Annotated in this window: 17 protein-coding genes and 3 pseudogenes; 6 read left to right on the top strand and 14 right to left on the bottom strand. The window is 48.1% G+C overall.

The genetic code is table 11. The features are described 5' to 3' along the window. The first annotated feature begins 213 nt into the window (after positions 1-213). From BN3912_RS00660 to BN3912_RS00645, 4 genes and pseudogenes are all read left to right on the top strand, one after another. A complete protein-coding gene (locus BN3912_RS00660) occupies positions 214-1,194 on the top strand; it encodes a toprim domain-containing protein (protein ID WP_023983096.1) in 981 nt (326 codons plus the stop codon). 4 nt (positions 1,195-1,198) lie between these two features. Continuing rightward, positions 1,199-1,647, top strand: a pseudogene (locus tag BN3912_RS00655) (DUF3408 domain-containing protein). A 383-nt stretch (positions 1,648-2,030) separates the two neighbouring features. Then, on the top strand, positions 2,031-2,462 hold the full coding sequence (locus BN3912_RS00650) for a plasmid mobilization protein (protein WP_023983094.1): 432 nt from the start codon (positions 2,031-2,033) through the stop codon (positions 2,460-2,462). Further along, positions 2,446-3,513, top strand: a complete 1,068-nt coding sequence (locus BN3912_RS00645) for a relaxase/mobilization nuclease domain-containing protein (protein ID WP_023984393.1) — start codon at positions 2,446-2,448, stop codon at positions 3,511-3,513. Before BN3912_RS00650 ends, BN3912_RS00645 begins: the two co-directional genes overlap by 17 nt. A 285-nt stretch (positions 3,514-3,798) precedes the next feature. Here the strand turns inward: BN3912_RS00645 and BN3912_RS00640 are convergent, their stop codons facing one another. From BN3912_RS00640 to BN3912_RS00610, 7 genes and pseudogenes are all read right to left on the bottom strand, one after another. Next, a complete protein-coding gene (locus BN3912_RS00640; protein WP_023984392.1) occupies positions 3,799-6,612 on the bottom strand; it encodes a hybrid sensor histidine kinase/response regulator transcription factor in 2,814 nt (937 codons plus the stop codon). Positions 6,613-6,888: 276 nt separating this feature from the next. Continuing rightward, a pseudogene (locus BN3912_RS00635) lies at positions 6,889-7,233 on the bottom strand (helix-turn-helix domain-containing protein); the annotation flags it as partial. Between the two features lie 336 nt (positions 7,234-7,569). Continuing rightward, complete coding sequence (locus BN3912_RS00630) at positions 7,570-7,785, bottom strand: hypothetical protein (RefSeq protein ID WP_023984390.1); 216 nt, start codon at positions 7,783-7,785, stop codon at positions 7,570-7,572. Positions 7,786-7,870: 85 nt separating this feature from the next. Beyond that, positions 7,871-8,296, bottom strand: a pseudogene (locus tag BN3912_RS00625) (class I SAM-dependent methyltransferase); the annotation flags it as partial. A 68-nt stretch (positions 8,297-8,364) separates the two neighbouring features. Further along, on the bottom strand, positions 8,365-10,017 hold the full coding sequence (locus BN3912_RS00620) for an ABC transporter ATP-binding protein (protein ID WP_023984388.1): 1,653 nt from the start codon (positions 10,015-10,017) through the stop codon (positions 8,365-8,367). After that, the gene (locus tag BN3912_RS00615; RefSeq protein ID WP_023984387.1) at positions 10,014-11,801 is read right to left on the bottom strand and encodes an ABC transporter ATP-binding protein; all 1,788 of its coding nucleotides are present in this window, start codon (positions 11,799-11,801) and stop codon (positions 10,014-10,016) included. Before BN3912_RS00615 ends, BN3912_RS00620 begins: the two co-directional genes overlap by 4 nt. 175 nt (positions 11,802-11,976) lie before the next feature. Further along, positions 11,977-12,600 (bottom strand): TetR/AcrR family transcriptional regulator, encoded by a 624-nt coding sequence (locus tag BN3912_RS00610; RefSeq protein WP_023984386.1) that lies wholly within the window; start codon positions 12,598-12,600, stop codon positions 11,977-11,979. Between the two features lie 639 nt (positions 12,601-13,239). Here BN3912_RS00610 and BN3912_RS00605 point away from each other — a divergent pair. After that, positions 13,240-13,644, top strand: coding sequence for a hypothetical protein (locus tag BN3912_RS00605; protein WP_023984385.1), 405 nt, complete (start codon positions 13,240-13,242; stop codon positions 13,642-13,644). A 181-nt stretch (positions 13,645-13,825) separates the two neighbouring features. Beyond that, positions 13,826-14,266, top strand: coding sequence for a D-Ala-D-Ala carboxypeptidase family metallohydrolase (locus BN3912_RS00600; protein WP_023984384.1), 441 nt, complete (start codon positions 13,826-13,828; stop codon positions 14,264-14,266). Here the strand turns inward: BN3912_RS00600 and BN3912_RS00595 are convergent. The 7 genes from BN3912_RS00595 to BN3912_RS00565 all read right to left on the bottom strand — a co-directional run bounded on the left by BN3912_RS00595 (position 14,263) and on the right by BN3912_RS00565 (position 23,185). Further along, positions 14,263-14,871, bottom strand: a complete 609-nt coding sequence (locus BN3912_RS00595; protein WP_036859635.1) for a nitroreductase family protein — start codon at positions 14,869-14,871, stop codon at positions 14,263-14,265. The genes BN3912_RS00600 and BN3912_RS00595 overlap by 4 nt on opposite strands. Positions 14,872-14,874: 3 nt before the next feature. Further along, positions 14,875-16,212: a DUF4374 domain-containing protein gene (locus BN3912_RS00590; protein ID WP_023984382.1), complete on the bottom strand. Its 1,338-nt coding sequence runs from the start codon at positions 16,210-16,212 to the stop codon at positions 14,875-14,877. Between the two features lie 68 nt (positions 16,213-16,280). After that, positions 16,281-17,621 carry a DUF4374 domain-containing protein gene (locus BN3912_RS00585; protein WP_023984381.1) on the bottom strand — a complete coding sequence of 447 codons (1,341 nt, stop codon included), beginning with the start codon at positions 17,619-17,621 and terminating at the stop codon, positions 16,281-16,283. Positions 17,622-17,749: 128 nt separating this feature from the next. Further along, entirely contained in the window at positions 17,750-19,897 is a 2,148-nt protein-coding gene (locus BN3912_RS00580; RefSeq protein WP_023984380.1) for a TonB-dependent receptor plug domain-containing protein, read from the bottom strand. Positions 19,898-20,197: 300 nt separating this feature from the next. Beyond that, positions 20,198-21,520 (bottom strand): thioredoxin domain-containing protein, encoded by a 1,323-nt coding sequence (locus BN3912_RS00575; protein WP_023984379.1) that lies wholly within the window; start codon positions 21,518-21,520, stop codon positions 20,198-20,200. 18 nt (positions 21,521-21,538) lie between these two features. Next, positions 21,539-22,216: a hypothetical protein gene (locus BN3912_RS00570; RefSeq protein WP_064972243.1), complete on the bottom strand. Its 678-nt coding sequence runs from the start codon at positions 22,214-22,216 to the stop codon at positions 21,539-21,541. A gap of 180 nt (positions 22,217-22,396) precedes the next feature. Next, positions 22,397-23,185 (bottom strand): Omp28 family outer membrane lipoprotein, encoded by a 789-nt coding sequence (locus BN3912_RS00565; protein WP_023984377.1) that lies wholly within the window; start codon positions 23,183-23,185, stop codon positions 22,397-22,399. Positions 23,186-23,191 lie beyond the last annotated feature (6 nt).

The following is a 23,191-nucleotide window of genomic DNA, read 5'->3' as shown; positions in this document are numbered from 1 at the left end:
ATGTAGTAGTATGTGTAGTATCTCCACATACTACTAACTATTGCTGATTATCAATTACTTATATTAAAATAGTATGTAGTAAGAAGAAAGGTAAAAAAGTTTGGAGGGGAAAACTTCGGAAAAGAGAATTTTATTCAAACAACATTCAAATATCATTCAAACCAACCATTATTATTCAAATAAGAATTATCCAACCATTTAAAGTTTATGACAATGACAGAAGAAGATTTATCACTCATCAAGCGATATCCCATTGTGGCGTATCTTGAAAGGAAAGGCATCAAGCCAGTACGCAGGACACCTGCCTATGCCCTGTACCGTTCACCACTTCGTGAAGAAACACATCCGAGTTTCAAGGTGGACACGCAGAAGAATCTTTGGATAGACTATGCCGAAGGCAGGGGTGGAAGCATCATCGACCTCTGTATGCGATTGGAGGGCTGCACGCTGTCGGAAGCCATCTGCCGTTTGGGGCAGACCACTTCCTTTGATACAACGTGCAACAATGTCGAACCCTCAAAGGAAAAGGCATACAGCAGCAATGGCAGTATCAGACTGCCAAAAGAGAAAATGGTAAACGGGGTAAGGAGATTAATAGATGTATCAGACACTTTGCCGCCACCTTTGCAGGAGTATCTTACAAATGAGCGCTGCATCAATTTGGAAAAGGCATTGCCCTTTCTCAAATGTATCAGCTATGAGGTAAGGGGAAGAAGATACGAAGCCATAGGCTTTGCCAACCTCTCGGGCGGCTATGAACTTCGGGACGACAAGACGTTCAAAGGAACGATTGCCCCAAAGAACATCACTCCGATATTTGAGAACAAAGCGCAGCCCGTCTGTCTGTTTGAGGGATTTATGGACTTTCTCTCTTTCCTTTCAATGAAAGAAGAAGTAAATAACTACTGCCTTGTGATGAACTCCGTAAGCAATGTGGCAAGGACAGTTCACTATCTAAACGCCCACAATCTAACTCATATTCAGGCTTTCCTTGATAACGACGACGCGGGGCGGAGAGCAATACAAGAGCTGATAAAGGCAGGCTTTAATGTCGAGGATATGTCCCGATATTACAAGAACTTTAAAGACCTCAACGAGTATCATGTCAGCCGTGTTCGTGAGCAACAGAAAAAGCTGGAGAAAGCTCCAAAAACAAACAATAAACCCAAACAAGTCAAACTAAAAATACGATAGAGCAATGAAAAAGATAAAAGCAAGCAGAGAGGAGATAGACCAATCCATAAAAGACGCGTTCAACATGAACAGACAGGAAAGTAATGAAAGGACAGAAAGGAGAAGTCTTACATACTACTTGGGAGATACAGAAGACGAGGTGGAAGAACAACCACAGGCAAAAGCTCCATCAAAGGAAACAGATTGCCGAGAAGTAATAGTTTCCGAGCCATCCGAACCTACACTGCACACAGAGAATGCAACCGTTCAACGGCGTATCAGTGCCAAGATGAGACGGGGAACGCTCGAAGCCTATAAACAGACTTTCCTTGTTCCTACAAAGTTGAACGACCGAAAGGCGGTTTATCTGAGCAGGGCGACAGGGGCAGCAACCTTTCAAGTTTTGTGGAGAACCTCGTGTGCACGCATTTGGAGGAATACGGTGAGGACATAGAGAAATGGAGAAAGCTGTAAACCGCAGGAAAAGGGACGAGGAAGGAATTTCAAAAGATTTATTTCCCGCTCTAATCCTACTATCGCATTAAAATATGATGTCATATTCTCGTAAATGAGACGTCATATTTGGGCAAATATGACATCATATTTTTAGCAAGCAGACATCTGAATGATGAGAACACCACGAACACAGTTAAACACAGAATGCACGGCATTCACTTTTCGGCTGCAAAACGCCTCGTGCGTAAATGGTCTTATCACTGACATTGCAAGACGTCAGTTTGTACCCACAAACTGCGCTTGCTCCCCTTGTCAGACTATCGGGGAGGTTAGACCGTAATCACTCCGTTCTCATCGGTCAGCCATCAGGAATTAAGAAATAACGAAAAGAGGACTTTTATATGAACAGATACAATAGCAAGACTGCCCGATGGCAGCAGCAGGAGAAGAAAGAACAGCGGATGAACAAAACGGAGTTCATCAAGGTAAGATGCACCTTAGAGGAAAAGCAGCGAATTAAATCAAAGGCAGAAAGCACAGGCCGGAAGTTCTCAGATTACTGCCGTGAGATACTCCTTAATGGTGAGGTAATTGCCATTCCTAAGATGACGGACAATGAAAAGGAAGCCATAGAGGTGTTGAGACGAACGGCCTACTTCTTTACACATGTTTCCAACCTTATCAAGGTAAAGGATGATGCGTGGGTACTGATTACTCAAAGCCTTTCCTATTTGGCAAGGGAAGCATTTAAGCGTTTCTTTAATCCCAAATACCGTATTGAGGAAAGGGCAATTAAACTCTTAAATCTGATGGAGAATGATAGGAAAATGTAAAGCTATCGCGCATGGTAACAATGCACTGGAATATATTTTTAGAGAGGGAAAACTCGGTAAAACGCTTCTCTTTTACAATCTCTGCGGCACTACGCCAAAGGAGATTTACGAGGAAATGAAGATGGTCAGCGATTACAACAGCCGTTGCAGGAACAAGTTTCTCCGCATTGAAATCGGCATAGCACCACAAGATGAGAAAAGATTGAGTCTTGCGTCTGTCCGTAACCTTGCGTCAGACTTTGTAATACGCATGGAACTTGCCAACCATCAATGGGTGGCAGTAACACACAGGGATACCGACAATATGCATATCCATATCATTGCCAACCGCATCAACCTGTACGGAGAGGTCTATGATACAACTTTTGTGAGCAACAAGGCTGCAAGGGTAGCGGAAGATCTTAGCCGTAAGTACGGATTGACCATCGCAAAGGAAGTAAAGGCGGAAAGGACACACAAAAAGACAAAAGCCAGCCCAACAAGAGAACAAACAAAGCAGCAGGTGCAGCAGATCTGCTACGCCTTGCTCAACAAATATAAAGGCACAGGCATCACAGGGCACTCTATGTTTCTCTATGACCTTAGCAAGAGTGGTGTAACCATTGAACGCTTAAAGAACAAACAGGGAAAGATATATGGCTTGAAGTTCTCCTATAACGGACAAAGTTTCAAAGCTTCTGAAATCGGCAGGGAGTTCGGTTACCGTTCCTTGCAGAAGAACTTTGAGATAAGCAACAAGACAGAACCAAAGAAAGCCACGACAACGGCAGACGAGCCGGCAAAGAACAAAATTCAATCCCATACAGGTTATCAACTTGTTCCTCCCAGCCGTTCCTATACGTCACTTGCCAACACAAATGAAAGTTCATCTATTGCACAAGCAGTAGGCAATGTGGCAAGTACTGCCATAAATGCAGCCGAAGAAATCATTTTCGGAGCAGGCGGGTTCATCAACCCACAGACACATGGTGATGATTATGCCGAGACTGCATGGCAGCACAGGCTCAGAAACCAAGCCAAGAAAAAGAAGAAAAGAGGGAGAGGATTGTAACCACTTTTCTCTATTCCTAGTCTCTATCCCAAAACGAAGACAAAGCAAAAGAGAGAAATCTTCATCAAAAACGCTTGTTATTCAAAGCAAATGATTATCTTTGCAAATAGAATAACAAGCGTTCTTTGTTAATGCAGAAACCTGCGACTGAAAGTACTTCACTCGTTTCCAAATCGTTACCTGTTTAGCCTATGCAACAAGGTAACTTCTTTATTTTCAATTAGATACACTTTAATAAATATCTTTATCCGTAATAGATGTAAGAGTCTGAAGAGTGAGAAATACTTAATGAGAATATCTGTACTGTGTGGGTGTCATACCACATTCCTGTTTGAAAGTCTTGGAGAAATGCGAAATGTCATAATAGCCACACCTTGCAGCCACCTCGCCAATCTTGAGTTGCGGACTGCCTTTAAGCAGTATTTTGGCCTTGGAGATGCGTACTCTTATCACATAGATAGAGATGTTATCACCCGTCAGGGCGAATATCTTCCGGCGCAGTTGGGAAACACTCATGCCCATATAGCCCGCCAGTGTATCGTTGGTCAGGTCACCTTCACTCATATGTTGACGTATAATGTCACCGAACCGATTAAGGAAGTTGCGTTCCCTGTCGTTCTTGAATTCGTCTTCTGGTCTGTCAGCAAGCCCAGCCTTAGTGTATGTGTCGCGTAATCGGCGGTGCTGTTCGAGCAGTTTTTCCACTCTCATTTTCAGCTCGTCGGCGTTGAATGGTTTGTAGAGATAGGCATCGGCACCACTCTCAATACCCTTGATGCGATCTTTCTCGGTAGCTCGGGCGGTCACTACAATAATGGGTATGTGGCTGATAACTTCTGAAGAGCGCACTCGCCGGCATATCTCATAACCGTCCATACCCGGCAACATTAGATCGGTAATGATAAGGTCGGGCACCGATGCCTCTGCTTTTGCCAGTCCGGCAGTACCGTTAATCTCATATTCCACCTTGTATCTAACGCTGAGTTGCAGTCCGATATAGTGTGCGACGTCGGCATTGTCTTCGATGATAAGCACTAACGGACGGCTTTCTTCATCATTGGCATCGGCAGCTTCGACACCATTGGAAATGGAAGGTGCATCCGTTCTGTCTTCCTCAGCTACATAGAGACGCCAATTAGACTTGCCATGACGCAGGGGCAATGTTACCGTGAAAGCAGAGCCTCTGCCCGGCGAACTGTCTATGTCGATATTCCCGTCCATGGCTTTCACGATCAGCGATACAAGCGAGAGACCTACTCCCGTGCCGATACTGCCATTGCTATTCTTACCCTGATAGAAAGGTTGAAATATGTGAGGCTGATCTTCGGGAGCGATGCCCACACCGTTGTCTGCCACTTGCAGCACGAGCCGATCAGCCTCACTGCGTACGCTGACGTAGATAGTGCCTGATTCGGGCGTGTACTTGATGGCATTGGATAGCAAATTATGCATAATTTTCTGTATATAATCGGGTACGAAGTCCATCATTATCTCCAATTGGGCCGACGAGAATCCCAACATAATACCTTTCTGTCGGGCGCTGCTGATGAAGCTTTCGGTGATCATACGCAGATAAACTACGATGTCTCCAGTGCGCCAGTCAGGTTCTCCGATGGCTGACTTTACTTTGAATATGTCAAGCAACTGGTTGATGAGGTTCAGCAGACTGTTACCCTGACGCACGATAGCGCTTCCCCAAGACTGCATTGTTTCGCCTGCGGGCAGATGTCCTGTCTCCATATGGTGCCCCATACCGAGTATCACTGTGAGCGGTGTGCGAAATTCATGGGTGATATTTGTGAAGAAGCTGGTACGTATTTCTTCCAAGCGATGCTGCATACGCTGGCTGTGCGAGCGCACCCGAACGGTATAAATCAACAGTGCAATGACGATGACCAGTAATACAAGTGAGACGATAGTGGAGCGGACGAACGACCTTTTAGCACTCTGTTCGGACATGAATTGTTGTCGCATATCACTTATTTCATTGCGTACCCGCTCGCGTTCATACTTGATTCGAATGTTCTGCATATGTGCGATTTCTTGCGTTCCCGATACACTGTCTTTATAAACACTACTCAGGGTATAACTCTTGAGCGCCGCAGCGTGGTTCCCTTGCTGTTCGTATAGACGGTAATAGAGATTATGGATGATGGCTAGATGTTCCTTGGAGCCAATTTCCTCCGCCACATTTTGTGCTTTGGAGAGAGCTTTCGCCGCTTTGTTGAGTTTTCCCTTTTCAATATAGATGCGTGTCAGAGCGGTACTTGCTTCCAGCCAATGCCATCTGTCGCCCTTCTTTTCCATTAGAGAATAAGCATACTTATATTTCTCGATTGCCTCATCCCAAAGCCTGTTTTGTTCGTAAAGACGGCCAAAACTAATATGGCAGAGTGCGATACCAAGATCGGATTTTGCCCGTATATTGTGTTCCAGCGAACGTGTGTAATATGCCATTGCCGAGTCGTTCTTGCCTTTAGCCTCGAATATTGAGCCAATATTGGCATAGTTAATCGCCTGTCCTAGGTCACTACCCATTTCTTTTTCACCACTCAGTGCTACGCGAAATACGCTGTCGGCTACCTCGTAGTTGTTTAGTGTTAGCATCACATTACCGATTCCGTTGAGTGATATTACGCGGTCTTTCTTCGTCTTCCTGTCTTTTCGACTATACAAGTTGCAGTAGAGCAGTGCCTGATAGTGGAAGAAGGCTGCCTCGTCAAGTACACCGATGCGTCTGTGGTTGGTACCAAGATTGTTCAAGGCACGTATCATCTCTATAGTATCTGCCAATTCCTGTGCTATTTCCAACCCCTTTCGATGTGTTCTGATAGCATCGAAAAATCGATTGCTCTCCCTGTATTTCTTGCCCAGTACCTTGTAAATAAGCATCATTCCTGTACGATTGCCATTCTTGATATAGGCTTTCAGTAACTGTTCAGCTGCTGGTATATCTTTGCACTCAGTTGTCGCGCTGTCGGCACGGGCATAGGCTAAGGTATCCGATGGTGGGGTATTTGACCACTTGCAGGCCGTGAATCCCCAAAGCATCATAGCAGAAAGGAATCCCCAACGGAGGTATGATAGCGCATTTTTCATGTTGGATGTCAGTAGTAGAGTTTTTTAATACCAAAAGTGAGTTCTCTGTTGCATACAAAGATAGTTGCTATTTTCTTTGTATATATTGCCTTGGTGGGTATCGACGAATAAAATTACACTTTTTTACAAATTTATAACAATGTGTATTCCTTGTAAAGAAATATCGTATGGAGGAGTCGATACATACCCTCATATCATTGTAGGAAGAATGGAATATAAAGTGAACAGTGCTCTGCACAAGAAAGGCATCCTCATCTCGCTGGGCGGAGAACACTCCATATTATGCCGTAGCCAAATGGAACGCACTCCACCCTGCGAAACAAGGATACCTTTCTTACGCAGTTCATTGGATACACGAACCTGGCCTAATACCGGATTGTCTATCGCCATCCGTACTACTGCCTGCTCGATATGTTTTTCCACACGATTCTTTATGACCGGTTTACGGCGGGAAATCTTCTGCAAGGCAACTTCACTTCCTTGTTCGTACAACTCTTTAAAACGATAAAAACTGTCACGGCTGTAGCCCATAATCTTGCAGGCACGTGATGCGTTTCCTAACTGTTGGGAGAGTTCAAGCAATCCCAGCTTGTTCTTGATGATCTTTTCTGATGTTGTCATAACTCAATCTGTTTTCTGTTACAAAATTATTTTTTATGCGTAATTGTCAGATTAAGTCTTGACTAATTCAATTTAACAGAACCCTGCAGAATGAAGTCTGCGCAATTGTATTCAGAAAGAATATCTATACCTCTATCGAGCAGTTACAAGTGGACCTTGATGTGTGGATGAACTCATACAACACGCAAAGGACATACTCTGGAAAGTACTGCTTCGTGAAAACACCCATACAGACTTTTATTGAAGAAATTGACGTGGCAAGAAAGTACCAACTGTAAAATATGTAACTTCGCAACAAACATCGGACAGTTTAGTTGTCAGATAAGAAAGCAACTGTCAGAGCAAGTCTAAACTATTACAGAATATTTCTATATTTACAAAATCTGGTTCGTCATTTACAGATATGGCATTTATCGTATCCACATCCAGGTTTTCGTGCCTTCCTACATCATAACCGAAAACTTCTTTCATTCTATTACGAAATAGCATTTCGTCCAAGAATTTAAATGAAAGCTTGGTTAGAAGTTCTTTATCCTTACTATTTTTATCCATGTTAACCATTTTTAGCTTGTTATTATCTAATCTTGTGTTATTTTGACCTTTACAATATCTATCCGTAATATACTGATCGTTGTTGCCAGCAGTCGTCGAGCAGCGAACCCTCGATGTAGGTATCGCCCTGCTGTTCGGGTATCAGGTGCCGGCGCAGTTCGATCACTTCGGGCAGATCGAGCTCGTAAAACACGGCACGGTCGTGCTCCAAAATGCGCTGGTAGCGCGTGTCGAAACCGCACCCAACGTTCACAACAACAGGGTTTCTGTGCGACAGGATGAAACTTCGAACGGCATCATCGTAGTATCTGCCGCGCACAACACAGCCCACATAGCTCATTTTTGCATTTTTCAGTTTGGCGAAGTTATAGTCTATACGGTCGACTAACCCTTCGGCAAAGTCGTCTTTCAGTATATTGTCGGCCCTCCGCTTACTCTCTACAGCCCGCATATAGAGCGGGATGAGCAGCGTTTCTTGTACTACGCCGCTGAATTTTATCTTTTCTTTCATACGTTTATTTTTGTTTCTTATCTGTATTGCATGCTACGTGTGCAGATCTCGTCTGCCGTATCAACAAGCTACACATAGGCCCTCCCGCCGCGCAGCGTTATTATTTTATCGGCACCCGACACCGTGCGCATGCGATGCGCAATCACCAATACCGTCTTATCTTCGATGAGTCTTGAGAGCGATTCTTGTATCATCGTCTCGTTTTCAACATCGAGAGAAGCCGTCGCTTCGTCCAATAGAATGATGGGAGCATCCTTAAGAAAGGCGCGTGCAAGTGATATGCGTTGCCGCTCTCCGCCCGAAAGTTCGGAGCCGTTTTCGCCTATCAACGTATTCCAACCGTCGGGCAAACGCTCCGCAAAGGCATCGCAATGAGCCATACGTGCGGCATGCAGCACCTCTTCATCGGTGGCATCTTTGCGCCCGATGCGTATGTTTTCCATCACAGTGTTATTAAACAGTGTTACTTCTTGGAACACAATGGAGTAAAGCGACAGCAATGTTTCGGGATCAACCGTGGCGATATCCATGCCTCCCACGGTGATGCGTCCGCTGCTCACATCCCAAAAACGGGCGGCAAGTCGCGATACGGTGGTCTTACCCCCACCCGACGGGCCTACCAGAGCTGTTACCTCGCCCTGACGGGCAGTGAACGAAACATCGGTCAACACGGGTTCCGAGGCGTCGTAAGCAAAGCCCACGTGGTCGAACACGATATCATATCCGCGGTTGGTAAGTCTGTCTGTGCCCCCTTGAACGGGATGTTCCAAGATTTCGTTCATACGTTCGCTCTGCACACTCAGCCCGATGATGGCGGCAAGATTTATGAGTGCGGCCGACAAGGGATCGTAAAGTCGAGACACCACCAGCAGGAACATGAAAAACAGGAGTACATTCAACTGTCCCTGCATCAGCAGCATGGCGCCCGTAAGAACCACGGTTGCGATGCCTAACTTCAGTATCAATTGGGCACTGACCACGAACACTGCCATGCCCAGTTCGCTCACAATGGCACGATGTTCCACGGCTTTAATTTTCATATCGAGGCCTTTGAGATACATTGTCTCGGCATTGTTGGCGTGCAAGTCGCGCACGGTTTCGAGGCATTCCTGTATGCCATCGGCACATGCCATCTTGGCCTTCATCTGCCGGCGCCCCAGCCTGTCGCGCACAGTGGTGGAGAGCAGCACCACTGCAAGGCTCACCGGAAACACCCAGAGGGCCGCCGCAGCCATGCGCCAATCGTAAAAGAACAAGCCTATGCCTACGGGAATAACGGAAAGAATGGCACCTATAAACTCGGGAATCCAATGCGATGAGGCTGTTTCCAAGGTAGCGCAATCGGCCATGATGGTACTCGTAAGATCGGCAAGGTCTTTCTTTGCGAAGAACGAAAGGGGCAGCCGTCGCAGCCGTTCGGCAATAGTAATGCGCCGCACGCCGCTCTCTACGTAGGTTGCAAAGAACGTGGCGTTGTATTGAATGTACGTTGTAAGGGCGATAAACAGTAGGCATACCGCCGTTAGAACGGCATACCAAGCGGAACGTTCGCCGCTTATATGTCCGCCGTGGAGCAGGTCTGCCACTATGAAATACAGCAAACCAACCGGCATAATCAGTATCAAATCTGCCGCTGTACAGCTGATGCACGCCTTCACCATGTCGCGTGCACCTCTTTCAGAGAGTGCATATTTGTGTTGCAAAGTCTTGATGATATTCATTTTCTTCCTCCTATATTCCAGTTTACAGATTGGTTGTATTCGCGCCACATCTCGGCATACAGGCCTCCGCTGCGCGCTTTAAGTTCGTCGTGCGTGCCCTCTTCGCAGATTTTACCGTCTTTCAACACACAGATACGGTCGGCTGTAGTCACAGCAGACAGCCGGTGCGCAATCGTTATAACGGTTTTCCCTACCGCCAAGACCTTGAATGCAGCTTGCACACGTGCCTCGTTATCGGGATCTGCAAAGGCCGTTGCCTCGTCGAGAATGAGTATGGGAGTGTTCTGAAGCATTACTCTTGCGATGGCTATGCGCTGCTGTTCGCCGCCCGAGAGATAGGTTCCGTCGGTACCAATCAGCGTGTGTATGCCTTTCGGGAGCTTGGCTATGATGTCGTCGCACTGCGCTTCGGAAAGCACATGGCGCACCTCTTGCTCGGTTGCCTCGGGGCGGCACAGGCGCACGTTGTCGAGAATGGAGCCTTTAAGCAGCCGGCTGTCTTGAAACACGAACGATACCTGTCGCATCAAGTCTTCCTTTCTGATATTGCGAACATCCGTTCCTCCGATACTTACAGTGCCCTCCGTAGCATCCCAGAAGCGTGCCACAAGACTGGCCAATGTGGTTTTTCCGCCCCCTGAAGGGCCTACCAAAGCGATGTGTTCGCCCGCCCCAATGCTGAGCGACACGCCCCTCAAAGCATCTGTTCGGGCATCTTTGTAACGAAATGTTACGCCGCTGAGCTCCACAGAGTTGTCGCGCGGCGGAAGCGTTACGGCCGGTTCGGGCAGCGGGGCGATGCTTAAAATGCTGTCGATACGGCTAAGTGCGTTGGCTACAATAATCTTGTCTTCGCTCATATACATCACTTTGGTGAGCACAACCGTGATGGCCGGGGTTATTATTACGTAGTAGAGAAGGTTGAGAAGGAACGAACCGTCGGCCTTACTGCTTGCCGCATAGAGCGCTACAGCTATCAGAATTGCGAAGATGCTGTTGATAATAGTGGTGTAAGCCACCATAGGCAGGCGCAGCGAACGGGTATAACCGATCACCCATTGCCCGTATCTGTCGATGGCATCCTTAAAACGTTTGAACGAAAAAACGGTCTGTCCGAAGGTTTTCACCACAGGAATGCCGCGCACATATTCCACGGCTTCGTTCGACATGGCGTCCAACGCTTGCTGATATTCGTTCATCTTTACCTTTAAATCCTTGCCGGTCATGAAGATGTACATGATGGCATAAGCCAGCAAGACGGGCACCATACAGAGAATACCCAGCCGCCAATCGAAGTACGCAAGCAGGCACAGAAGACCGATAGGTGTGGCAATACTGCCCGCATTGTCGGGCAGACGATGGGCGAGATAGGTCTCTGTAGCGTCGCTCGACTCGTTGACTATCTTGCGCAGCTTGCCGCTCCCTATGTCGTTCATGAAGCCTATGGGCAGCGTAACGATGTAGTGCATGAGCGCAGAACGTATGTTGGAGGCGATACGGAACGCCGCAAAATGTGAGCAGAACAGCGCACCTATATATATAAGGATAGACAGCACGGCGAAGAAGAGCGCCACCCAACCGTAGTCGACGATATGCTCTGCACGGCCGAAATGGGGTGCCACGGCGATGACTTCGCGCAATATCATCCATATATATACGAAGGGTAGCAACGCCACGAGTGCGCTCAAAGCCGACAACACCCAAGAGGCGTAAATGAAATACCTGAACCTTCCGGCATACGAGAGCAGCCTCTTCAGGTTTGATTGTTTGTTTTCTTTTTCCATATATTTTATATTTAAAATCTATCTTTTACATGTCTGTCCTTTTACCTTCTCTCCCTTAAAAACCCATTTCTGCTCCTTTACCTTTCTACTTCCTTACTTTTTCACGATCCATGCCCCTTATACAGCAGGATTAAAAACGAACGCTTTTCAAAATGTTTCAAAAAAAAGAGAGCGTTCATCGGTTGATGCGCTCTCTCCATCCTACACACTCGAAGGTGACGTAATCCGTAAGTATCTGCCGTCTGTCGTGCGGACTCATGTTCTGTCTGGCCATTTCTTTGAACAGCGTAAGCATCCATACCGTGTGCAGACGTATGGTGAAGTCGGCCACTACGGTACCGCTGCCGGCGCTGTTTCTACGTATCTGCTGCATGAAAATCTGTATCTGTTCCACACAACGCTTGGAAAAATTGTCGATGAAATTCTCCAACGACGATCCTTGAGCCTTGAAGAACAGCAGCTGCAACTGGCGCCTGTAGCGCGTAACCACGTGCAGATACTCGCTTACCATGCCGGTAACGAACCGCTCGCCCATACTATTGAGCTCGGGCACCAGCCGCTCTACGCTTTTCGGATCGTGGTGCTCGACCAGCATTCGGTTTAATTCGTCGGTCAAAGGCATGAGCAGCGTGCGGAAAATGCGGTCTTTGTTCTCGAAATAATTGTACATATTGCTCAGTCCCACACCGGCATCCATCGCAATTTCGCGCATGGAAGTACTGCGAAATCCCTTCTGTGCGAAGAGCCTCTCCGCACTGTGGAGTATCCGTTTCCGTGTAAAGTCTTTCTGCATTTGCATAAGCCTGCGACTGTTGTCTGTTTGCAAAAATAGACATATTTGCCTGCCCTTGCAATACCTAAAAGTAGGGAAAAAGTGTACACAGCCCCTACCCGTTGCAACGGGAGCGAACAACTGCTTAAGATGGAGCGCCCGCCTATTCTACATAGGCATGCAGCCTGTTTGCCATAGACAGCCCGCTTATCCTGCTTAACCGGTACATCTGTTGAATTAAAAACGGCTTAGTGCCTCCTCTCTTTTATTAGAATGTGTATTTAATATATCGCCATCAATCGTTCTACACCAGTCGCTCCTCATCCCTACAGTCTCAAAATATGCACTCAAAACGGTACCACTATTCACTCTTCACTAATCACTCCTCATCCCTACAGTCTCAAAATATGCACTCAAAACGGCACCACTATTCACTCTTCACTAATCACTCCTCATCCCTACAGTCTCAAAATATGCACTCAAAACGGTACCACTATTCACTCTTCACTAATCACTCCTCATCCCTACATTTACAACATTGTTTAACAAAACATCACTCCTTGTGGAAATACCCCTTCCAAAATGTGTTTTATCTTTGCCGCTGAAATAGTTAAAAGACTATCGGCTGAAACTCGTTTTCAGGTATAACTTAAACATTTTACAGCTATGACACGACAAACAACCATGCCGACACTGCCCGACACCAATACGGTGTTGGAGGCAATCAGAGACGATTTTGAACTGCTATGCCGCACGCGCGAGGAAGACAACATCACGTGGACGGCACCCGTATGCGACCTTGTAGAACTGATACACACAATGTGGGCGCGCGGTTACCTGCTCAACATCTTCGGACGAAGGGTACTTTTCGGTCGATTTACCGAGCAACTTTGCACCCGTCTGCATATCGTTCCGCCCAAGAATGCCTACGCGGTAATCAACAATATCCATATGCGTAAGGATGCCTACAACACCTCGCTCATCACCCGATTGGGCCGAATGATCGGCACACAGGGCGACCGTCATCCGCTCAAACGCTTCGTAAGCAACGGGATGAAGGAAGAAAGATGAACAATTAAGGTGTGATGAAAAAAGGCTACACCTACTGCGTAACGAACGCAAAACGCGCAATGAATTCATGAAATACCTCAGCGCGTCGAGGCAACAACGGTACGAACAAGCCGCAAGAAAGTAGGTGCCGAGCCCTTACATGCAGTCTCTACCATCGATAACAAATTAATAATTACGACTTATGAAAAACGAATTACAAATGCTCAGCGAACACTTTTCGCTGCGAGAGTTCACGTCTTCGGCCACTGCCGAGCGTTACCATATCGATAACACCCCCGATGCAGCCTGCACAGAACGACTTCGACGCCTCTGTCAAGAGGTACTCGAGCCGCTCAGGAAGCACTTCGGTCCCATTCACATCAACAGTGGATACCGCTCTCCGCGGCTTAATATGAAGATCGGAGGCGTGGGCAATTCGCAACACATGCGGGGCGAAGCGGCCGACATACGCCTGCCTGACAACGCCACCGGCCGTGCCTATTTCCGTTTCATCAGGCAACATTGCCCGTTCGACCAGCTGCTTTTCGAGCATAGCCGCTACGGTCGGCAGTGGCTCCACGTAAGCCTGCGCAGCGAAGAGGAGCCCAACCGCCGCATGGCCATTGCCAACTATCGGGTTTAGGGCAGCCCGTAGGTCACCTTATCCGGATCCCATTTGTCTTTTATCTCGGCCGGTTCGTCGGGATAACCCACAAGGATACAGTTTAAAGGTATCAGGTTTCCGGGCAGATGCAGTGCCCGTGTAACGCCGGCAATCTTGCCACTTACGGGATATACACTCGTCCACACAGCTCCCAATCCCATAGCATGAGCAGCGAGAAGAAGGTTCTCCGAGGCTGCCGAAACGTCCTGAATCCAGAAGTCGCGCCCCTGTCCTTCGGCCATACGCATGGTGTCTGCGCAGGCTATGATTACGAGCGGCGCGCCTTTGATGGTCTCGTTGTGGCGCATGCCATCGGCAAATCGGGCAATAGTTTCCTTGGTATTGAGCACGATGAAGTGCCACGGCTGACGATTACGCGATGAAGGTGCCGCCATTGCAGCACGCAGAAGTTTCTCTTCTTTCGCCTTTTCTACGGGTTTCTGCAGGAACTTACGGATGCTGCAACGTGTCATTATGTTCTGCAGCACGGCATCTTCGCTGCTCTGGGCGGCAGCTCCGATAAAGTTCCTGCTCATGGCTGCCGTCGCAGCCATGAGCATGTGTTTGAAATATTTTGCCATCATACGTTACTTCTTAATAATAGATATGCCTTTCAGCAGGTCGGAAGACTTGAACGTCATAAACGGCGTAGCCTTGCCCGTTGCAGCATCTATCTTGAATATAGTAGGCGTAACGGCAGTTTCTCCGGCCCGAGAAGCAACGCCATGAGGCCTGCCTCCACCCGTTCCGGGCCTTCCTCCGCCGCCGTTCATGCTGGTTCCGCCCGACACAGGCAGATAGTAATAGCCGTCGAAACCGTCGCCCCAGCTGATAGAGGCCTTGGTGTTAGAGCCGTCAAGATATTCGGATCCCGTTACCCAAGTGAGCTTCTTGTCGCTCATGTCTACCACTGCGAGCTTGCCGGAAGTACTCATATTGCCATACGAAGCCTTATCCACGTAGAACTCAAGCAGGAACTTATCGCCGCTGATGTGGAATGCTTTGCGGAACCGATAGCCGTCGGAAGCGGCGTAAATATCGAACTTATAATCCTTATCGAATTCGGTTTCGCCCTTTTTAATGCGCAGTGCGCCCACTTTGTCTGCCTTTCCGTTTACGCCGGAACCACAGAATACGTAAAGATTACCCTCATCATCAGTCCCGCTTTGGCTATAACGAACGCTGCGTTGTGCACCTACCGATGCACCTATACGGCCATCATAAACCACTTTCGATATATTCAGATTGTAATCGGCAAAGGCAACTACGGCCGAATCACGGTTGGTGTAATTGAGCACGATGGCCACCTGATCGTTTCCGAGGTCTACTATATTGCCGATATTCGGGTTTACTTCGTCAATGGCATACTTCGTCAAAGCGAGCTCAACGTTCTTTCCTGCGCCCGCATTATCTACAACCATGGCATAAGGCTGGCTGATCTGTGCGGCATAAGAGTAGTTGCCGAACGTGCCGGTATTGCCGAACGCGCTCACCAATACGGGGTTCCCGACCTGCGAGAGCTTGCCGTCGACAACCTTATAAGAACGTAGTCCGGCTTTCATTGCGCCTATTCCCTGTGCCGAAGCGCCGCGTGCATAGATGTAACCCGTATAAACACCCGTGCTTTGGTTGTAGGTGATCTGCGTGAAACTGTCGGGTACTTTGGTGGTAGAAGCCCCTGCGAGCGTATCTGCATACACGCTTTGGTCTGTCTTGACAGCAGAAAGATCGCTGAACATCTTCAGCACTACGCCTCCGCTAAGGTCGGTCTGTGGATCGCCCGAGGCAACGATGAACTTTACCTGCGAGGGCTCTATGGGCGTCGTACCGCCGTTGTTGTCGTCGTTACCATCGTTGCACGACGCGTTAAGCATGCCTGCGACAAGTGCCACAGCAGCGAATTTAAAGAAATTGATCTTTTTCATTGTTTTGTTATTTGTTTGAATTTAACTTTATATATATTTGCTTTATCAGCCTTTTTAGCCTTTATCGTTTATCTTACTCCTAGTCTTCCCATGTTGCGCACCTCGCCCACACCGGTAAGAGTGATACCTTTTTTGGCCGTTCCCGTATGCAGATCGATGGAATAGATAATGGCATCGGAGCCGTATTCCGTAATGGGCAAATAGAGCACACCCTCGTCGTAAAGAGGCGCACCGGCCGTTTGTTCGCCCGATTTAATGAGGTTTTTGGCCGGCAGTCCGGTTATCTTGGTGAGTTTCTTCTCGCTCATATCGGCAAGTGCATACTGGTGTGCCACAGAGGTATTGCCCGGATTATAGTCGTTATAGAACTCTATAAGGAAAACATCATCCGTAACATGCCACACTCGGCGAAACTTGTAATTGTTGAAGTCGGACTGAATGTCCCAATAATAGCCTTTGTCGAAACCGTCTATACTCCTCACAATGCGCAGCGCTCCGGCATGCCTTGTCGTGGTAGCGTCTATGGCGCTCGAGAACACATAGGTGGTGTCGGTGCCGTCGGTCTTGAACACTTCGTTGAAATTCTGTGCATGCCAGCGCCCTGCGGCAAAGCTCAAACGGTCGTCGCCATACAGCTTAACCACGTTCATGTTCTTGTCCATCTTGGCCACCCACACGCTGTCGGGATATTTCACCGTACCGATACTCGAACCATCTCCTACACCTACGTCTTTGAAATCGGACTCTACGGCAGCTGTCATGAAGGTGCCGTCGCCATTGTCGGCTATTCCAGAGAAGGTAATCTGCTGCCCGTTGCCCGTTATGTCTTTGGTGTAAATCGTTTTCTGTACCGCTTTAGCCACGCCGTTTTCCGAGATATCGAAGATCGTAAACACGGCCAGATCGTTACGTTTGCCGTCGCTACCGGTCTGACCGCCTACCATTGTCACGAGTTGGTTATTGAAGAAGCCGTAACTGGTATAGCGGGGTTCGATGCGAAAGTCCCTTAAATCCTTCAATTTCTCTTGCTCCGAAACGAGCTTCATGGCATATCCGTAACCGGCAGAAGCGTAACCATAGGCAAACCCCACGGCAATATCTTTGTGGAACACCCATGTATAATCGCTCTGCTCAAGCTCTTTTATGTTCTGTTTCAGGTTGAGATTGCCGCGCTCGATAGACGTTGTTTGGATGACATACTCACGACCATCGCCCGCACTTGTCTTCACTCCGATGACATAGGGACCTTTGCCGACTTCGACAGGTGCCGACGGATCGGGCGTCGGGTTTACGGGATTGTCGTCTCCGCCTACGCTGTTGTCGCTGCCACAGGCCGTAAACACTGCCGACGCAGCGATAAACAAAGCCTCGACCATCCGGCTGTTGAGTTTAAAATTCTTGCTATTCATAATTCTAATTTATATAATCAAATTCTATGTTTTCGATACTGTTATCCTTTTGTTCCGTACTTCTATCCACCTTAGGCATAGGCTGTAAGCCCGTTAGGAGGGCACTCTACCGCCATCGCACAGCCGCCCTATCTCTGCTTGTAGAACATATAACGCAGCTTAATGCTGAAATTTCGCCCGGGTTTCTGCAGACTGTAATTGTCGTAGAGCAGCCGATCGGTAAAGTTGTTGACCTCGAGCGACACATTGTAACGCCCTTGCTTAACGGAATAGGTGGCATTGGCGTTGTGCGAAAACTGCTCGGGTATATACAGCTTAGCGCCGGATCCCTCCCATGAACGGTAGAAACGATGCACGTAGCGCATATCGTAACCGAAGGTAAGACGGTTGCCTGTTCCGAGTACATCTCTAAACGTGTACGACACATCGGCATTGGCGAAGGAATAGGGCAGGTTGGGAACGCGGTTGTTATAGGTAACCGACGCCGATCCGATGGCCGTGAGCCGCTCACGGTCGCGCATGCTTTGCAGGCTGAAGTTACCCCCTACGGCCAGTGCATCGCGATAAGCGTAACGTACAGATAAGTCCATGCCCAGCCCGATCACCTTTCCATGGTTGCTGCTCATGGCGGTTCCCGTCGATCCGATGATACGGATGATGTAATCTTCTATCCTCCTGTAATTGAAAGCCGCATCAAATTGCAGCGTACTTACATCGCTGAAAGTGTGCTGATAGCCAAGGTTCAGATTAACGTTGTGGCTCATCTCCGGTCTCAGACGGCTGTCGCCCCGCTCATAATCGCCGTCGCCGAAGAGCTCGCGATCGGTAGGCAGGCGAAATGTTTTCTCGTACGACAGCTTTAATTGCCAGTCTCTGTTCACGAAATACGTACCGGCCATGCCGTATCCGAGGGCATTCACAGATCGCTGCTGCTCCTCGTAACGGCGCGAACCTATATTTACCGGCCCGCGTACATGCGAGTTATAATACTTCAAGAAGGCCGTCACGTTCCATTGTTCGGCAGGCATAAACTTGTAAGACGCACCAAATATCTCCTTCACATTTACGCGTCGCATGAACGTGGCGGCCGTCTGTTGCACGGCATTGGCAGCATTATTCGTGGTATGCCGGCGATAATCCGTAAACGTGTTGTTGAGAGAAAAGAAGTGCTTGTCGCCGATACGGTATTTCAGTGCACCCACCAAGGATAGCGTGTTGCCCCTGAACTCGGCCAGTGTGGCCTGTCCTTCGCCCTGATAGGCATTGGCCACATAGCGCCCCTCCCAGTTATAGGTGCGCGAGAGAGTATCTATATTGTTGGTTAGCACGGCATCGTAACGTGCCGAGAGGCGCAGATCGAGGTTCTGCACAAAGAAGTTACGCTTTTCATACATAAGGCTCGGCGCCCATCCCTGCGCCTTGCGCAGCTTTCCGCCGAACACGATGGTCATGATATTGGCATTCTGTATCTGCGCATATTCGTGGCTGTAAGCCAATCCGAGCATCAACCTATCGGCCCAAGACCGATTTACGACGCCAATCTGCAGTATGCCTGCCTCGTTATGATAGCGGTCGTGAAAGCGTCGGAACCACCTTTCCTCGCTGTCAACCTGCATGGTTTCGAGGTTGGTATTCCTCACCTTCACCTTATAATCATTATCTGAAAAATTCTGATAAGCATTCACTTTCACCGTCAGACCGTTCCTGAACGTGCTGCCGAAAGCCAAATTGGTGCGATGGGTGTTGAACGAACCGTAAGAATAAGAAGCGTCTACGTAGGTTCCGCCGCGCCTGTCGGTCACGATGTTGATAGCTCCACCCAAGGCATCTCCCCCGAATTCCACAGGTACAACGCCTTTATACACCTCTATACGCTGCGCCAAACCCAAGGGAATGTTATTGATACCGAAGCTCGACGATACCCCTTGCATCGGTACACCATCGATGAACAGCCTTACATGCTTGCCCGTAAAACCGTTAAGATTAATGTTTACGGCCGAACCCAAGCCACCATCTTCGCGTACTTTTACGCCCGACACGCGGTCGAGCACGTGTGCAATATCGAGATTTGTATTCCGCAGCCGCCGCAAATCTACTGCCACGGCGTTGAATGCCGAAGAATTGATACGGTTAACTTGGCTGCCTTGCACGACAACCTCTTGTATGTATTGGGGTTCCTTAATGTTTAGGGAGTCTTTATTCTGCGCTTTCAATACAGAAAAAGTAAGCACCATTAGCGCTAACAACCCCATGCGCACAACCTTATTCTTTATCATATCGCCATTATTGCCTTAACAAATTGGTAATAATTGTGGTACCATAAGGAGTTATTGTACGTCGGGCTCAGCACTAACCTATAGAGAAGATATGAGCAATGACTGTTTCTCGCTTATCCGTTGCTTTGTTCCAATCTTTTTAACGGGTGCAAAGATACCCACTATTTACTGCCGGCGCAATACTCACAAATAATGATTTTGCACCGCATATCCCCCTGCCGGTGTCACAAGATGGAGGTAGTACGCCACACGACTACACTAACCGACGAACGTAGAGGATGTATCTATCGGTCTAAATCCTTACTTTACGACCGTCTTTACCGTGCGTCCATCGCTGTATTTCACGATGTTTATGCCCTTTACGGGGGCAGAAATCCGTCTGCCGTCTATGGTGTAACGAGCCGTCTCCACGGCGTTCGTCCGGTTTGTCTGCACGTTCTCTATGCCCGTAACGGGCCTTTCGGCGATGCTGCACTTGGCAGCATTCACGATTTCACCGTTCTTCGTACTGATCAAAAGGGCGCACACGTGCATCTTACTCTTATCTTGTACCACCCGATACTGTGCTATATTAGAGAACACATGGCGATATGTTTGTGGCTTATCTGCCTCGATCGGAGCCGTTATAGAGCCCTCTATACCCTTATCGACACCTGCTGCCGTGATGGCTACATGGTTATTTTCGAGCCCATAAATATAAGATGGAGCGTTGACAAACCAATCTAATTCCTCCGAAATACCCGCATAGCTACGGTTACCGGAAATATAGTTTGCCTGTGCCCAAGAGGCATTCTTCATACCGTCTTCGGTAAGTACGAAAGCGATAGCATAGGGAGCTTCCGGCTTATTGATCCTAAAAGTTGTCATACAGGTTACCGAGATATCGTTCTTCTTTGCATCCCATACGGCCGACACATCTACATCTGCCTCTGTTCCATAGTTCTTTTCGTCCGCCAAATCGTTATCTCCTTTATAATCATATATGCCCTTTTTCCGGTTCATACGTATCGTTGGATAGCCTTTGGCCTCCTTATTAGCAGTCTTAATATAAGCTCTACAGAGCAAAGGTTCATAACTTCTTCCTCCATGAACGGCAATACCGATGAAATCATCGGGATATGTTTTAGCCAAATGTTCTATAACTACAATGCCTTTAGGGCAATAACCGCACCACATTCCGGTATATTCTTCGACCACAACACGGCGTTTTGCAGCCTTCGTAACGGTTATTCGCGGTATGTTCGTATAATTGGTACCGGCCTCGTTAGGCTGCCCGTTCACCTTTGTAATGGTAAAAGTCAGCTCCGTTTCCGACAATGTAGCATGCGAAGGAATAGGTATCATCATCTTTCTGCTGTCCATACGAAGGATCGGCTGCTGCAATGTAACAGTCTCGGTTGCCATCACTCTACCGTCGAAAGCGAGCGTGTACTCGAAACTCTCTACATTTCTTTCGCCATAGTTTATTACATATATCGGTGCATCGGCACCTTTCGAGCCGAGCTCTACGAACACTCTTTTGCCCGCAGTAGGTGCAAGCGAATTAACTGCGGCATACATATCGATGCACCATACTGCCAAGAAAAGGATGGCAGACAGGTGCAAGAAAAATCTTTTGCTCATTGCGTAGCGTATTTACATTTAAGGTATAACGTGCTTAGAAGTACTTACCATGCCGTTTACACCTACCTTCCGAACAACATAGGTGCCCTTTCTAAGCCCCTTCAGCGTGGACAGGTTCTTGCCTACGAGGCAGCCCTGCGCATCGTACACGTTGTAAGATACGGTCTTCTCTGCTTCGGCCACGTGGGCTATGCCGGTGGCATTCCGGTCGAAAACAAGTGTAACTGCAGGTCCGGATTTGTCCTTTACCCACTCTCCATTCTCCTCCTTAGCGGTGAACAGCTGCAGCTTTGCAGTGCAACGTGCGCCATTTTCGGGAAAAAACTCCGTACTGATAGACGTTCCTTTGGGCATATTAGGCTCTATAGAAGCAGCTTCTGTGGTATAATTACCCACGCTTTGCAATTGCTTGCACTCCGAAGGAAAGCACACATCCAGTTCGCCTTCCGTAATTTCCAGCACATCGCAAGACAAGATAACCCGTTGCGCAGCACTCGAAGTGTTACGTATGAACAGTCCCGAATTCATCATCTCTTCTCCCCATTGGCCGGTTTCAACTTTGTTAACCGTAACCGTCGCTCCGTCTTTTACCACATTACGGTTAACATCTACGAACTCGAAAGTTCCGTCGGTTTGTGCGAATAAGACCGATGCCCCCAGCATCAACGAATAAAAAAGCGTAAATGTTCTTTTCATAAATTTATTGTTTTATTGATTAGTTATATATTTATAGATGTTAAGTTATTAGGAATTAAGAAGTTGAGCAGGCAGGTATGTTATTAAGAAGTTATGGAGTTAAACCATTAAGCCATTAGCTTTACAGCTCGAAAACTGTCGGCTCAGCCCCTCAACTCTCTAACCGTATAACTGCCGGAACTACTTCACAACCGCCTTGCGCGTTGCCTGCAACACCCCTTCGCTGTCGGTGTACACGAACGCAACGATAGATACGCGGGCGGCATCCCAGCCTTCTTCGAGCTTACACATGTACTCCTTCTGCACGTAGGCATCCTTGTCTATGCGGATATCATCGCCCCACACGCCGTTTACAGCCGCGCGGAACACATGGTTGTGCACATAACTGTTGTTATAATTTCCATCGGGCATGCGCTGTGCAGCCTTGATATTGTCTTCCAACACCCACAATTGAAGCCTGCCCGAAAGGCTTTTACCGAGCGTATTCACGGTAGCTTTTATGTTCGAAGTGCGCGTCTGTGCATCGTATTCTACAGCTAATTTAATGCTCACTGCGGCCTTTTGCTGTATTTCTTGGTACACCAAGGACGGCCATCGGGTATCGTTAGAGGGCTTGCCCCTGCGGTTTACCAGTCCCGAAGGCTGACTGTCTATCTTCCAGTGCTTATAATAAAGGTCGCCGGTGGCCGTGCGTAGTCCGGTCGCCCCAGCCTTCTTGCCCACACTGAGCGGCCCCGCGTGTATGGCAACGGCTATCACCGTGTCGGCTCCGTATTGCTTCTGCAGCTGCTCTATGACCTCGGCAGCACGCGGACAGTTAAGACATTTCTGCCCCGTAAAGTCCTCTATAAGCACACATCTGCCCACTGCAGCAGGCGGAACATATATAAGTCGGTCGTTTGAGTCTACATTGTCGCAGGCCGACAGCATAGCCGCAATGCCGGCAATAGCCATGAATATCTTTTTCATCACACG

The organism is Prevotella phocaeensis, assembly GCF_900065875.1.
In the GTDB taxonomy this organism is placed as follows: domain Bacteria; phylum Bacteroidota; class Bacteroidia; order Bacteroidales; family Bacteroidaceae; genus Prevotella; species Prevotella phocaeensis.
This window is presented reverse-complemented; position numbering and strand designations above follow the sequence as displayed.

Coding starts and splice junctions, on each gene's coding strand:
- BN3912_RS00660 (WP_023983096.1), top strand. CDS start 214: ATGACAGAAGAAGATTTATCACTCATCAAGCGATATCCCATTGTGGCG.
- BN3912_RS00630 (WP_023984390.1), bottom strand. CDS start 7,785: ATGGATAAAAATAGTAAGGATAAAGAACTTCTAACCAAGCTTTCATTT.
- BN3912_RS00645 (WP_023984393.1), top strand. CDS start 2,446: ATGATAGGAAAATGTAAAGCTATCGCGCATGGTAACAATGCACTGGAA.
- BN3912_RS00605 (WP_023984385.1), top strand. CDS start 13,240: ATGACACGACAAACAACCATGCCGACACTGCCCGACACCAATACGGTG.
- BN3912_RS00595 (WP_036859635.1), bottom strand. CDS start 14,871: ATGATGGCAAAATATTTCAAACACATGCTCATGGCTGCGACGGCAGCC.
- BN3912_RS00565 (WP_023984377.1), bottom strand. CDS start 23,185: ATGAAAAAGATATTCATGGCTATTGCCGGCATTGCGGCTATGCTGTCG.
- BN3912_RS00620 (WP_023984388.1), bottom strand. CDS start 10,017: ATGAATATCATCAAGACTTTGCAACACAAATATGCACTCTCTGAAAGA.
- BN3912_RS00585 (WP_023984381.1), bottom strand. CDS start 17,621: ATGAATAGCAAGAATTTTAAACTCAACAGCCGGATGGTCGAGGCTTTG.
- BN3912_RS00650 (WP_023983094.1), top strand. CDS start 2,031: ATGAACAGATACAATAGCAAGACTGCCCGATGGCAGCAGCAGGAGAAG.
- BN3912_RS00580 (WP_023984380.1), bottom strand. CDS start 19,897: ATGATAAAGAATAAGGTTGTGCGCATGGGGTTGTTAGCGCTAATGGTG.
- BN3912_RS00575 (WP_023984379.1), bottom strand. CDS start 21,520: ATGAGCAAAAGATTTTTCTTGCACCTGTCTGCCATCCTTTTCTTGGCA.
- BN3912_RS00640 (WP_023984392.1), bottom strand. CDS start 6,612: ATGAAAAATGCGCTATCATACCTCCGTTGGGGATTCCTTTCTGCTATG.
- BN3912_RS00570 (WP_064972243.1), bottom strand. CDS start 22,216: ATGAAAAGAACATTTACGCTTTTTTATTCGTTGATGCTGGGGGCATCG.
- BN3912_RS00600 (WP_023984384.1), top strand. CDS start 13,826: ATGAAAAACGAATTACAAATGCTCAGCGAACACTTTTCGCTGCGAGAG.
- BN3912_RS00590 (WP_023984382.1), bottom strand. CDS start 16,212: ATGAAAAAGATCAATTTCTTTAAATTCGCTGCTGTGGCACTTGTCGCA.
- BN3912_RS00615 (WP_023984387.1), bottom strand. CDS start 11,801: ATGGAAAAAGAAAACAAACAATCAAACCTGAAGAGGCTGCTCTCGTAT.
- BN3912_RS00610 (WP_023984386.1), bottom strand. CDS start 12,600: ATGCAAATGCAGAAAGACTTTACACGGAAACGGATACTCCACAGTGCG.